Source organism: Ochrobactrum quorumnocens, assembly GCF_002278035.1.
Classification (GTDB): Bacteria; Pseudomonadota; Alphaproteobacteria; order Rhizobiales; family Rhizobiaceae; genus Brucella; species Brucella quorumnocens.
Window position 1 is genome coordinate 48,065 of sequence record NZ_CP022603.1, and the last position, 12,967, is coordinate 61,031.

Sequence of the window (12,967 nt, forward strand, 5' to 3'; positions counted from 1 at the left end):
GCTTTCTGAAATTGGATCACACAGCAGGGTAAGAGGCTTCAGTTTATTGCTTTTAAAGGTCCCGGCTCCGCAATTGGATGGCGCTCAACATATTGGCCGCGTTCCAGCAGCAATGTGGTGGCTTTATCGTAATTGACAGCTTTTGAAAAAGCATAACCCTGACCCAACTGGCACCCCATCTGCTGGAGCGTTTCGGCGAGAGCCATGGTCTCTACGCCCTCTGCGACCAGCTTGATTTTCAGGTCGCCAGCGATCTGCACAATGCCTTTGACAATCGCTACACTCGGGTCGCCCGGCGCGAGCCTGCACACAAACGACTTATCGATTTTAATGATATCGACGGGAACAGTGAGGAGATGCGCCAAAGCGGCAAAGCCTGTGCCAAAATCGTCAAGCGCGATGCGGACGCCTAGCAAACGGAGGTTTCGAATGCCCGTTGCGACAACATCATCTCGTTGGCCGATATAGGCGTTTTCGGTCACTTCGATAATAAGATGGCTGAGTGGCACATCGTAGCGACCAAAGGTCTTTGAAATGAAGGCCGCAAGATCGCCCACATAGAAGTCGGCCGCCGTGACGTTTACACCGACATGCTGCACGGGCAGTCCCATGTCGAGCCAGCGCCGTATGTCCTGCGCGACGATCGTGAGCATATATTGTGTTATCTCGGATGCGATATGCACATCCGAAAACGACTCCTGAAATACCGACGCTGGCAGTATGTCGCCGGACTTTGTGGTCATGCGGCTCAGTGCTTCAAAGCCGATAACTTCTCTCGTATCGAGCCGCATCAAAGGCTGATAATGAGCGGTGATGCGCTTTTCATCGAGTGCTTCACGCACTTCCCGTATTGAATTGCGTCGATGGACGATGCGGGTGTCGACATTGGGCTGATAACGCACAAAGCCGCCGCGCGCATTTTCTTTGGCGTGATAGAGTGCAAAATCAGCATTGCGTCTTACGATCAGCGGTTGTGTGTCTTGCGCAGCGAGAACTGCGCCGCCGATTGTCACGCGGGGCAGGATTGTCTGGCCGTCAAATTCGACGGGCGAGGAGAGTGCACTGAAAATCAGTTCTGCAGTCTGGTCAAGGTCATAAAGCGCGTTATGGCTCTGGATGACGACTGTAAACTCGTCACCGCCAGTACGGAAGGTGATGTCTGGTGCCATTGATGCTGAAATGCGGCTTGCGATGGTGTTAATCAGAAAGTCGCCGACTTCATGGCCAAAGGTATCGTTTGTGACCTTCAGATTGTCGATATCGATGACAAACAACGCCCAACTACCCGCCAATTCACAGCGCAATTGTGAAAGGGCGTCGTCGAAGGCGGCGCGATTGGGAAGCCCTGTCTGCTCGTCAACAGTCGCCCGGCGCTCATAATTGAGAATGCGCATTTCGCGCGCCATCGCGAGATTACAGAGAGTTGCACCTGTATCGATGACTTCTCTTTCGTAAGCCGAGGGCATGTGTTTCTTGCGAAAATAGACGGCCAGCGCGCCGACTACATCTCCCGCTTCGTTGTGCACTGGCACTGAACTGCACGCTAGCAAACCAAATGGCAGCACGCATTTTTTGTATGTTGCCCATTTCGGATCATTCTCGATGTCGTCAACACTAACGGGAGCGTTATGATAAATCGCGCTTCCGCAAGAACCCACTTCTGGTCCGACAACGGTTCCGTCAAGCACGTTGCTATAACTGTCGGGGATACTGGGTGCTGCAAGCAAATGCATCATGCCTGCACTATCGACAGAACAAACCATCGCACTGGTATCTGCGATCAGCGTCTCCATTTCAAGACACAGTCGCATAAGCGTCTGCTTCAGAGGCTTCCCCCTTGCGATCAGCTCAAGAACTGAGTTCTGGAATTTAAGCACACGAGTTCCCCATCGTTCGTTTGTTTGCGTGCGTTTTTGTCGGTCTGCACGCTATAGCCTTTTTCGGAGGCCTGTCTTTAGAGAACGTCTATTATAGTTACTTGTCTTTATTATTTCAGCCCGGGAACTGACGATAACACTCTTCAGCGATCTGCCGCAGCTGATCGCGCGATGTTTCTCCGCTTACTGCGTAACCGAGTTCGCCGTCGATCCAGTAGAAGGTTTCCACCCCGTCGTTTGAGGCAAAACGGAAGCTCGTGTCACGATTTTCGGGATTTCGGCCGACAATAACTGAAAGACGTTTTCCGGTCGCATCTTCATACATGAAGAATGCCCCGGGTTTGCTATCGACAGGCAGAAGTCGGCCGCCGACAAGTTGAAAGCCAAGCGCGTTGAGATCAGGAACTTTAAAGTCGGGAATATCAAGCCTTTTCCCGAGCCATGTTGCCAGATGTGCCTCTTCCTCGGAGAAGACTTCGACCGGATGGCGCACTTCGCTTGCATAGACAAGGTAAGCGGCCTGTGCCTGTTCCGGCAGGGTTTCCACATTTGCAATCTGTCTTGGCTCGTCATAGAGGCGAGAGCCCATAAAGCCGCCAATACAACCGATGACCAAGGCGGTCAGGATAGATGCGGCAATTGCCCCGCGATATTGCCAAATGTGTTGTTTGGTCGTTGAGCGGATCAGTCCGACATCACTGGCTTTTTCGAGCGCATAACCGCCAAATAGCTGTCTGATGCCTTCGTTCTGCTTGCGCCATTCCTCAACCAATGCGGCCTGTTCGGGGTTGTTCTCAAGAGCTTTGGCGATACGGGCTCTTTCGTCGTCGGACAATTGACCGTCCACGAAACTAAGGAGTTCCACTTCACTTATCGGAGAGTTGCGTTGCGTCATTTGTTTCTCCGAAGCGTTACGACATTTGCGCCGTTCATGTGTTCCCCAAGGCGTTGCCGTGCACGCGAGAGGCGCGACATGACCGTGCCAACGGGGATTTTAAGTATCCCCGCTGCCTCGCCATAGCTGTACCCCTCGACAACAACCAACATCAAGACTGCGCGATTATCTTCTGACAGACTGTTGATTGCCACTTCAAGCTGCTGCAATTGAAATGGATCTTCGTCCGTGGTGGCGGTGCTTATGTTCTCGGCTGCGTCCAGCGTTTCATACTGGGTGCGCGCTTTGCTTTTATATCTGTTTCGATAAAGATTGGTCATGATCGTGAGTATCCACCCACGCAGATTGAGGCCACGCCATTGGCCGCGCCGAGATAGCGCTTTGGTCACGCAGTCCTGCAGCAAATCCTCGCCCTCGGCATCGGATTTTGCAAGACTACGCGAATAGCGCCGCATGATCGGCAGGAGGGCCAGAAGCTGGCCCTCAAAACTGTCGGGAGTGGGGCGGGTCACATCAGCCTCATGGCTTTGCGACGTGCCAGACTCCATTAACGCCGTCTCCAGTGACGTCGCCGGCCTTTTTGTCCTTTATCCAGTAGTAAAGTGGCATTCCATCTTTCGCCCATTGCTCGCTACCATCCTTACGCTTCACAAGAGTATATGCGCCAGAAGCTTTGTCGCCTTTTGCTGCCATAAATGGCGGCCAGTTGGTTGCACAAGTATCATAGCAGCTCGACATGCCTTTGCTGTCTTTTTCAAAAGTGTAGAGCGTCATGCTTTTTGCGCCCGTTAGTACCGAGCCTTTGGAGCTGTCCATTGTCTTGACTGCGGGGGCGGCCAATACGGAAGATGCCGCCACCGCCGCAATTGCAAGAACAGACATAAACGTTGCGGTTTTCATGATTACCTCACACGAGTTTCCAATCGCGACATGCGATATGACGTAAGACAATCGGAAGGCCTATTTTATTCCCGAAACTCGAATAAATATACGATTTTTCTGACTTAACTCATTATTTATTAAGGGGAAAATTAGAGGTACTTTGACTTTACCCAATTGCACGCTATATATGTAGCTACTTATATTATAGATAGCTATACAATGTCTCAGGCCAAGCAAGAACTCGAAGCCGCATTCACGATGGGCCTTTCCACGGCAGCCCGGAAAATGCGCAACCTTTTCGACTCCCGCGTGCGTGAGCGGGGCCTGACACTTGCGCGTGCCCGTGTGCTTCTGCTTCTTGCGGAACAAAGAGATTGGAACCAACGTGAACTGGCAGATGCACTCGAAATCGAGCACCCGTCTGTGGTTCGTCTGCTCGATGGTTTGGAAAAGCAGGGGCTTATTTATCGTGCTGTAGTAGAAGGGGATCGGCGCGCCAAGCGCATCGAACTCACGGATGAAGCACAGGCACAGGTCAAGCAGCTTCAGGATGTCACTCAAGCCATCCGTACAGAACTCTTGCAACGGATCGACCAGAAGTCACTTGAAACCGCACTCTCCGTTCTTCACGAAATCAGCCAGACCGTTGAAACGGCGCTGACTGAAAAAGCCAAGTGATGCGCGATGTCGGACAGAAGCGACGATAAACCGACAGCAACGAACGAGCCACCTTCCACGGCGCAGGCTGCAGCGCCCGCGGTTCCGCATATGCCGGTTTATATGTCTGCAATCTATATTGCAGCGTCGGTCCTCATGTGGTCGACACGCGGCCTGAGCATGTATTTCATTTCAGCCAACACGCAGCAGATACAGGGTTCGCTCGGCGCGACATTGACCGAAACCTCATGGCTGATTGCGGCCTATATGGCGCCTTATGCGAGCCTCACCATTTTGCTGGTCAAGATACGCACGCAATTTGGGCTTCGTCGTTTTGCGGAAATTGCTATCGCAATCTTTCTCGTATCGTCGCTACTGCATTTGCTGGTCTATGATATCTGGTCGGCCATTCCGATCCGCTTTATCGCGGGCGCTGCCGCCGCTCCCGTTTCGACCATCGGCTTTCTCTATATGCTCGAGGCCTTTCCGCCTGCAAAGAAGATGACCTGGGGTCTAAGTCTTGCGCTCACCTGTTCTGCGGCGGCTGGTCCGTTCGCGCGCGTGATTTCGCCGATGTTGTTTGATATCGGGCAATGGCAGCAGCTTTATATGGTCGAAATCGGTCTGTCGCTTGCCGCCTTCGCGGTCGTGTACGTTTTGCCGATGACGCAGGTTCCACGTGCAAAAGTGCTGCATTGGCTGGATTTTGTCGCCTATGGATTGATCGCCATCGGCTTCGGCCTTCTGGCTGCCATTCTCGTTCAGGGCAAAAATTATTGGTGGTTCGAAGCGCCTTGGATTGGCGTCTGCCTCGCCATTTCCATCGCAGCTCTTGCCTGTGCTGTGGCGATTGAAATTAACCGCGAACAGCCGCTGATGAACCTTCAGTGGCTATTTTCGCCGGAAATTCTGCGCTTCACACTGATCTTGTTCGTGTTTCGCATTGTGCTGGCCGAACAGACAGCAGGTGCGGTAGGGTTGTTTCAGGCTTTTGGCCTACAGGATGGCCAAAGTCAGGGGCTTTATCTTATCATCCTTGTTGCATCGCTGGCGGGTGGCCTTGTGTGTGGCATGTGGATGAGCCTTGAACGCGTCTCGACTATTTTCGGACTGGCGTTGATCTTCATCGCAGTTGGCGCATTTATGGATAGCCATGCGACCAATCTGACACGGCCACACAATGCCTATCTCAGTCAGGCATTGATTGCTTTTGGTGGCGCATTGTTTCTGCCTCCGGCAATGCTGACAGGCATCACTAAGGCGATGAAGCAAGGGCCAACTTACATGACGAGCTTCATCGTCATCTTCCTGTTCACGCAGAATATTGGTGGTCTGATTGGCTCAGCCGTGTTCAGCACCTTCATTTCGATCCGCGAGAAGTATCATTCGGCTCATCTGGTCGAACAGCTCGTGATGTCTAATCCGGTCGTCGCGCAGCGTGTTCAGGCACTTTCAGGCAGCTATTCAAAGGTCCTCGCCGATCAGGGCCTGACCAAGGCCGAAGGGCTGGTTCTTCTGGGGCAGCAGGTCACGCGTGAAGCAACGGTGCTTTCTTACAATGATGCGTTCCTGGCGATTTCAGTCATTGCGATTGTCTCGCTCGGATGCCTGATCGCCTATCGGCTTTTTGAGAATATGCAAATCCGCCGCCATCCGGAAGTGAGGGCAAGTTAGAGCACAGCTCCAAAAGCGCGAACCGGTTTTCGGAATAAGATGAGCTTAAAGACAAAAAGATAGAGCATTTCGAATGATCCAACTTAATCCAGAAATTCTCTAATTTAATCGACGAGTGTTTGAACATGTCAGTTGGAAAACAATATATTCGCGGCGGCTTAGCCCTCATCATTGGCTTTGCAGGCGTTTTTATGGTTCTTTGGGCATGGCAATTGCCGCCATTCAAGCACAGTGTCGAGACGACGGATAATGCCTATGTCCGTGGACAGGTAACAATCATCAGCCCACAAGTCGCAGGCTATGTAACCAAGGTCGATGCGAACGATTATCAGGTGGTCAAGCAGGGGCAATTTCTGTTTGAGATCGACAGCCGAAGCTACCAGCAAAAGCTGGATCAGGCAGAGGCATCGCTCGCCACCAAGCGGGCGGCGCTGGCCAATTCGCAGCAAAGCCAACGTTCCGCAGAAGCAACAATTCAGTCGCGGCAGGCACAGATTTCAGGCGCAAATGCTGCTTTGGAAGTTGCGCAGGCCAATGCCAAGCGTGTTGAAGCCTTGCTGCCTCGTGGTGTGACGACACAAAGTTCGGCCGATACTGCGCATGGCACGCTGCTTCAGGCGCAGGCAACAGTTGCGGAAGCCCAAGCCGCTCTAGCCGTTGCGAAGCAAGATCTTCAATCCATTATCGTTAATCGTGAGAGCCTTAACGCCGATATCGCCAGCGCGGAAGCTACGGTGGAACTGGCAAAGATCGATCTTCAGAACACCAGGATCATTGCCCCGCGTGATGGCAAGCTGGGCGAAGTCGGTGTTCGTCTCGGACAATATGTGACGGCGGGCACTCAGCTTGTCTCGCTCGTGCCCAACACCAAGTGGGTTATTGCAAACTTCAAGGAAACCCAGCTTTACGGCATGAAGGTTGGCCAACCTGTAACCTTTACGGTTGATGCGCTGCGCCATGCCGAACTAAGGGGCCACTTGGAGGCATTTGCGCCAGCAGCGGGCTCGGAATTCAGCGTTATCAAATCCGATAATGCCACCGGCAATTTCACCAAGATTACTCAGCGATTGTCCGTGCGCATAGCCATAGATGACGGCCAACCGGATGCCGATCTGCTGGCACCCGGCATGTCTGTCGTGGTTCGGGTGGATACCGCCGCGAATTAACAGACGGATTTACTTAAAGTGGCTCCCGTTAAGACGAAATGGTTGGAACCGCTGTACCTGTTTGTTTTTACATATTATCCTACGCAAAATTTCTGCTCACTTTTTGCTGGAAATGCTTTAACCGTGGCTGGCATCATTTGGCACCAACGGCGTGACCTTTTTGACTTTGTCGCGGTGGAAGATGAACAGTCCGGCAAGCACGATGATGGCCGCTCCGATGAGGGTTTGCTGATCGGGCAACTCGTTGAAAAACATCCATCCGAAAATGATCGCCCAAAGCAACAGCGTATATTGCAACGGTGCCAACATAGAAGCGGGGGCAAGCTTGAGTGCGCGGGTGATCAACAAATGTGCAAGGCAAGCAACGATCCCGAGCAGTAGCAAGGCAAGCAACTCGCCTGTAGTGAAAGGGGTCCAATGTCCAATACTGAGGACTGCGCCAACGACGAGACAGCCCAAAGTCTGCCACGTTACCAGCGTTGCATCCGGCGTTGAACGCAGCACGCGACCAAGCACAAGCGTCATAGCAAAAGAAATACTACCGAGAAGACCGAACACTGACGGCCATGAAAGCATCGCCGAAGAAGGGCGCAGAGCGATGATGACGCCGATGAAGCCGATGAAGACGGCAAGCCAACGCCGCCAGCCGATACGTTCACCAAGCAGAAAATGGGAGAGTGCTGCCACATAGATTGGTCCGGCCATGTAGAAGGTCATGACGTCAGCCAGGGGGAGGAATGTTACCGCCGCGTAGAACAAGGCGGTATCAGCCGTTGCTAAAACGACGCGTGCCAACTGCAGCGAAGGCTGTTGCACTTGAAACAGTGCCGTGACTGGCTGTCGTGACAACATCGGGCCGAGCACAAAGAACGCGCCAAAGGAGCGGATCAACAAAACTTGACCGACCGAAAAACTGGCTACTAGCCATTTGCCCATGGCGTCGTTCAAAGCGAACATGAAATCGCCGAGCAGCATCAAAAGAATGCCAGCCATAACAGCGTTGCCGCCCACGGCCAAAGCCGTTTTTTTATTCATGATTTAGGGGTGCTCCGACCACTGGTTCAACGCGTTCTCGCGCGCAAATCCATCACTGAAGTTTGCCGGATAATATCGCTGCATGTTTGAATGAGAACTGCTTACTCCGCGCGTTATGCCTTTGCAAGATGGTCGGTGTCTAACGCACCTCAGAACAAGCCTTCTCAAGTGGCTCGACGTAAGCTATAGCGGCTTCGCTTCACTGTGAGGTCATCATGAGTTCTGGAAACGCTGAGTCGAAGCCGATCTTCGGGATTGCACTCGCCTCCGCAGGTTACGCCTGCTTCGCTCTGCAAGACGCCATCGTCAAATGGCTCGTTGCTGATTATGCGGTTCCGCAAATTCTTTTCATGCGAAGCCTCGTTATTGTGATCATCACCGGTAGCCTAGCCTGGCGGCTCGGTCATCCTTCCGTCTTTAAAAGCAAATATCGCAATACGCTTGTTCTGCGGGCTGGTTTGATGCTGCTTGCCTGGCTGCTCTTTTATAATGCGGCTCGCCATCTCGGCCTTGCGGAATTGACGACGCTCTACTTCTCAGCACCGATTATGGTGATGTTCCTGTCGATCTTTATTCTCAAAGAGAAGATTGGGTTGGGGCGCTGGGTCGCGTGTTTCGGTGGGTTCGTGGGCGTACTCATCGCGGCCAACCCGACCCATTCGCCCCATCTGATACCCGCTGCGATGTGCGTGGTTGCAGGCTTCTGCTGGGCTTTGAGCACGATCCTGATCCGCCTTGTCAGCAGAACCGAGACAACTTTGACCCAGATGTGGGCGACCAGTCTGCTGTTTGGTATCGCTTGCGCGGTTTCCTTCCCATGGGTCTGGAAGACACCCGACGTATCAGCGTGGGTCTTGATGATTGGGCTTGGTCTTGTTGCAACGGTTGGACAATATCTTCTTTATGAAGGTTTCCGCTATGCGCCAGCCTCGGCGCTTGCACCAACTGAGTTCACCGGTCTAATCTGGGCATTCCTCTACGGTTATGCGATCTGGGCGGAGGTTCCGGCATCAAACGTTGCATTCGGAGCGGTCTTGATTGTCTGCTCCAGCCTTGTGCTTGTCGCGTGGGAGAAGAGGGCGGTACGAGTGCGCGTCGTCCGGCCCGGTTGAGGGGCAACGCACTGCTTCAAAGCTGCTTTCGGGTTGATATTCAAAGAAGAATGCTTTTCGGTTGAGAAAGTTTGATGTATCGACGCACGTCACTGGAGATCGAAATGCTAACCACGTCTTCTCAAGATTAGATACCAAGCAGCGCTTTGAGAAACATCGATCAGAATTAACCCGTTCTGATTTGGTTGTTATCGAGCACTTGTTGTCGATGCCGGTCGAAGAAATGATATTTCAGAACGCTGAAGATATCGCTTCAAAAAGCGGAACCAGTGATGCGATGTTTATCCGTGCTGCCTGACGTTTGGGTTTTAGCGGCCCGCCGGAATTGAAGCGTCTTTGCAGTCGCCCAATCGCCAAGACCAACCAACGCCGAAGGCCTCTCGCAGCGCTTTCGCGCGACAGGCGATGATTTATGTCGCATGAGATGCTAAAACTTGGGTGCTCGTTTGGATGCGCCAATCACTCATGAATGATGAGTTGAAACCATATATCGAGAAAGCGGCTGCGCTTCAGCCCATCGAGGTAGACGAGAAGTTCTGGACCAAGCTCGACTGGCTGGAGAGAGGTCAATTCTGATGGGCTTGCTTCAGATGCCAAACCAGTCTTTTCCAGTATGTCCTGACCACTTGGAGAAAGCAGGAATGTGATGGCTTGCTCGGCAATGTTAGAGTGCCTGCTTCGGCCAGGAATGAGTGCTGTCCAGGGCAGGGCAACTACGTAATCCTGGGGCATGATCACGATGAAGTCTTTCGGATCGTAATGCCACTTGCTGATGTCCGACAGCGGAACGTTATAGGCCAGATCGATCCGGCCGGACGATAACGCGTGCAACAGGTCTTCACTATTTTCATAGATACGCGCTTGAGAAACACCGAAGGCGCGAACAATGCGCCAGAACAGTGGCGACCGTATAGAATCCTGCGCCGCCAGTGTATAGCTGACATTGTCGATACCGATATTTACAAGCCCCACGCGGCGCTGAAAACGTGAGAGGTTTTGTTCCAGCAAACGTGCCAGTTCGATGCGCGTCGTAGGAAATTCATTGTCCAGAGCGCTCCGTCTGACAACGCTCACGGCAGGATCAAAACCAATGCTGAAAAGCTCGTTTCGCCAGTGCGTCTGCGCTGGTAGTCCGGCGTTACGAGCGATGGCGGTTCTTTGCTGCGCTCCACCTTCATTGGCGATGAGAACGGCGAGGTCGGGTGTAGAAAGAATGACGAGGTCAGCAGCACTTGCTTCATCTGCACCCGCGAGAAGCCGCGATGTCCATTCACCGGGTCTGATCTGTCGATAGACGATATTCATGCCGGGCAATTGCTCGGCCAATCCGGTTGCTACAGGTCCGAGTGTTTCCGGAGCGATGTCGCCAACAATTCGGAATTCAGGTCTGGAAGCCGGACCATTCTGCGCGTTTGCATCGTGCCATGAGGACACGATCAGCATCAGAAAGCTACAAAGGTGCAGGGCCGCACGCCTCATGGAGTTGTCCCTCCGAGGGGGGCAGTTGGCAGGGTTACAACAACACTTGTTCCGCCGCCCTGTCGATCTCGCAATTCGATATGTCCGCCAAGCGCTTCAGCGACCATTTTTGCAATCGATAATCCAAGGCCAGAGCCGGGTTTGGTTTGATCGGCACGGACGAAGCGTTCAAAGGCGCGTTCTTTAATTTCTGGCGACAGGCCGGGCCCCCTGTCATGGACGCAGAGCTCGATCATGCCATTCTTCTCGTGCAGATCGATAACGATAGAACCCGGCGCATGGATGAGAGCGTTTTCGACGATGTTGCGGACCATCTCGCGAAGGCTGATTGTTTCGCCGTTCACATAAAGCGGGTTGTCGGGAGCATTGAGGCTGATCGTTCCGTGCAAATCCTGATAGCGTCCTTCAGCGCGCAATCTGCGAACTGCTTCCTGAGCGACCTGACGCAGATCGAGAATTTCGAGGTTTCGCGACTGAATACTGTGCAACGTGGTTGCTTCAGACAAAAGCTGATTGGCGAGCAAGCTGGCGCTGATGGAATTGGCGTGGATCCGGGTCAGAATTTCCTGTTTCCGGCGTTCGTCGGGTTCTTCCAGAGACAGCTCCGTCAAGGCGCGTAATGCTGTTAGTGGCGTGCGCATCTGATGAGCGGCATCGGCGGTGACAAGTTTTAACCCGGCAAGCACGGTATTCAGGCGATCCATGAAATCATTGAGTGCAGACACAAGCGCACTTACTTCTTTGGGGATGGGGCCTGGAACGGGACTTAAATCTGATGAAGATCGCTGGCGAAGGTCAGATTCAACGGTACGCAGTGGTCGAAATGCGAGTCTGATTGCCAGCCAGATAAGGGCCAAAGCTAACAGCGCGACGCCAAAAGCAGGCAATATCGTGTTGAGGCTTAATTGCAGCGTAAGCTGCCGCCGTGCCTCACGGGTTTCGCCGACCAGAACATCCACCCAGCCGCCGCCTTTAGCGTCACTGTGATAACGGGCGACAGCGGCAATCCGTACCTTTTCGCCACGATAGACACTATCACTCAGGCGAAGTCGGCTATTGCTACCATGTTCAATCTCCAGCCCCAGAATGGGCGAGCCGGTAAGTAGACTGCCATCGGGCGCGACCACGCGATAAAAAATGCGGTTGAGCCGCGATGTGCCAAGAATGGCAAAGGCGGAGTGAGGAAGGTCCACACTAAGCGCGCCATCCTGCAATGTAATGGTGTCAGCGATGGAAAGTGCTGCTGCCCCAAGCACACGATCAAAGGCTTCATCAGCCGCGCGGTGTGCATACCAGCGGCCCAGAAAAAATAGCAAAACAGTCACAGTGAGCAGAGTCATGCCGCCGCCGATGAGAATACGGCGCTGGATTGAATATTCTCTGTTTGCTGTTGCTTGGGCCATCATTGCTGGGTTGTCTTGGAACGCAGGAGATATCCAACACCGCGCTGTGTCACGATTTCCACGGCGCTGTTTTCCAGTTTCTTTCTGACGCGTGAGATCAGCAATTCGATAGCGTTGGGCGTTCCAGTGTCATCGTGGCCGAACAACTTAAGCACAAGCATATCCTTAGGCACCGTGACGTTAACGCGGGTTGCAAGCATTTCTAACACATCAAACTCACGCCGTCCGAAGTCGAGCGGCTGGTCACCTTCCATCACTGATCTTTGGGTCAAATTGATCGATAGTTTGCCAATTCGCAAAACCGGTTGCGCGACCCCCATGTGTCGCCTTGCGACCGCCCTGATCCGGGCAACGAGCTCTCTGAGATCAAAAGGTTTCACCAGATAATCATCGGCACCGAGTTCCAGCAGATCGATCTTGTCTGCAATCTGGTTGCGGGCAGTAATGACAAGGACGGGGCAGGACAGTGAACGTTCGCGCATACTGCGCAGGATCGCAAAACCATCGCGGCCAGGAAGGTTGATGTCGAGCACAAGCAGATCAAATGAGCCGTTCACAGCCAACTCTTCGCCTTGTACGCCGTCATAGACAGTCGTGACGGCATAGCCTTCCTTCTCAAGCTTTGATGCAATAGCAAACGCAATATCGATTGTGTCTTCTACGAGAAGGATGCGCATGTTGTGTTCAATTTCAATGTTCTTGAGACGACAGGATTCTGACAGTTAGAATTGCTACTATCTGAGGCAATACTGGATGAGGCTGTAGCGCTTGTAACATAGCAAGTGCG

The 12,967-nt window shown here is 52.9% G+C and carries 13 protein-coding genes; 5 read left to right on the top strand and 8 right to left on the bottom strand.

What is annotated here, in order from left to right; all coding sequences use genetic code 11:
• Window positions 1-38: 38 nt before the first annotated feature.
• The 4 genes from CES85_RS00400 to CES85_RS00415 all read right to left on the bottom strand — a co-directional run bounded on the left by CES85_RS00400 (window position 39) and on the right by CES85_RS00415 (window position 3,672).
• Window positions 39-1,877, bottom strand: coding sequence for a sensor domain-containing phosphodiesterase (locus CES85_RS00400; protein ID WP_095444124.1), 1,839 nt, complete (start codon window positions 1,875-1,877; stop codon window positions 39-41).
• A 115-nt stretch (window positions 1,878-1,992) separates the two neighbouring features.
• Complete coding sequence (locus tag CES85_RS00405; protein WP_095444125.1) at window positions 1,993-2,772, bottom strand: anti-sigma factor family protein; 780 nt, start codon at window positions 2,770-2,772, stop codon at window positions 1,993-1,995.
• Entirely contained in the window at window positions 2,769-3,320 is a 552-nt protein-coding gene (locus tag CES85_RS00410) for an RNA polymerase sigma factor (RefSeq protein WP_095444126.1), read from the bottom strand. The genes CES85_RS00405 and CES85_RS00410 overlap by 4 nt, the downstream gene beginning before the upstream one ends.
• Entirely contained in the window at window positions 3,292-3,672 is a 381-nt protein-coding gene (locus tag CES85_RS00415) for a COG4315 family predicted lipoprotein (protein WP_095444127.1), read from the bottom strand. Before CES85_RS00415 ends, CES85_RS00410 begins: the two co-directional genes overlap by 29 nt.
• Window positions 3,673-3,873: 201 nt before the next feature.
• Between CES85_RS00415 and CES85_RS00420 the strand changes: the two genes are divergently transcribed.
• The 3 genes from CES85_RS00420 to CES85_RS00430 all read left to right on the top strand — a co-directional run bounded on the left by CES85_RS00420 (window position 3,874) and on the right by CES85_RS00430 (window position 7,151).
• Entirely contained in the window at window positions 3,874-4,332 is a 459-nt protein-coding gene (locus CES85_RS00420) for a MarR family winged helix-turn-helix transcriptional regulator (protein ID WP_095444128.1), read from the top strand.
• Window positions 4,333-4,338: 6 nt separating this feature from the next.
• Window positions 4,339-5,985, top strand: a complete 1,647-nt coding sequence (locus CES85_RS00425) for an MFS transporter (RefSeq protein WP_095444129.1) — start codon at window positions 4,339-4,341, stop codon at window positions 5,983-5,985.
• 125 nt (window positions 5,986-6,110) lie between these two features.
• On the top strand, window positions 6,111-7,151 hold the full coding sequence (locus tag CES85_RS00430) for an HlyD family secretion protein (protein ID WP_095444130.1): 1,041 nt from the start codon (window positions 6,111-6,113) through the stop codon (window positions 7,149-7,151).
• A gap of 117 nt (window positions 7,152-7,268) precedes the next feature.
• Here the strand turns inward: CES85_RS00430 and CES85_RS00435 are convergent, their stop codons facing one another.
• Entirely contained in the window at window positions 7,269-8,186 is a 918-nt protein-coding gene (locus CES85_RS00435; protein ID WP_095444131.1) for a DMT family transporter, read from the bottom strand.
• Window positions 8,187-8,401: 215 nt separating this feature from the next.
• Between CES85_RS00435 and CES85_RS00440 the strand changes: the two genes are divergently transcribed.
• Both CES85_RS00440 and CES85_RS26995 read left to right on the top strand, forming a co-directional pair.
• Window positions 8,402-9,298 carry a DMT family transporter gene (locus CES85_RS00440; RefSeq protein ID WP_095444132.1) on the top strand — a complete coding sequence of 299 codons (897 nt, stop codon included), beginning with the start codon at window positions 8,402-8,404 and terminating at the stop codon, window positions 9,296-9,298.
• 61 nt (window positions 9,299-9,359) lie between these two features.
• Window positions 9,360-9,596 (top strand): hypothetical protein, encoded by a 237-nt coding sequence (locus tag CES85_RS26995; protein ID WP_157743375.1) that lies wholly within the window; start codon window positions 9,360-9,362, stop codon window positions 9,594-9,596.
• 161 nt (window positions 9,597-9,757) lie between these two features.
• Here CES85_RS26995 and CES85_RS00445 read toward each other — a convergent pair whose 3' ends face one another.
• The 3 genes from CES85_RS00445 to CES85_RS00455 are packed head-to-tail and all read right to left on the bottom strand — an operon-like array spanning window position 9,758 to window position 12,857.
• Window positions 9,758-10,777 (bottom strand): ABC transporter substrate-binding protein, encoded by a 1,020-nt coding sequence (locus CES85_RS00445; RefSeq protein ID WP_095444133.1) that lies wholly within the window; start codon window positions 10,775-10,777, stop codon window positions 9,758-9,760.
• On the bottom strand, window positions 10,774-12,183 hold the full coding sequence (locus CES85_RS00450) for a sensor histidine kinase (RefSeq protein WP_244923188.1): 1,410 nt from the start codon (window positions 12,181-12,183) through the stop codon (window positions 10,774-10,776). Before CES85_RS00450 ends, CES85_RS00445 begins: the two co-directional genes overlap by 4 nt.
• Complete coding sequence (locus tag CES85_RS00455; protein ID WP_095444134.1) at window positions 12,180-12,857, bottom strand: response regulator transcription factor; 678 nt, start codon at window positions 12,855-12,857, stop codon at window positions 12,180-12,182. Before CES85_RS00455 ends, CES85_RS00450 begins: the two co-directional genes overlap by 4 nt.
• Between the last annotated feature and the right edge of the window lie 110 nt (window positions 12,858-12,967).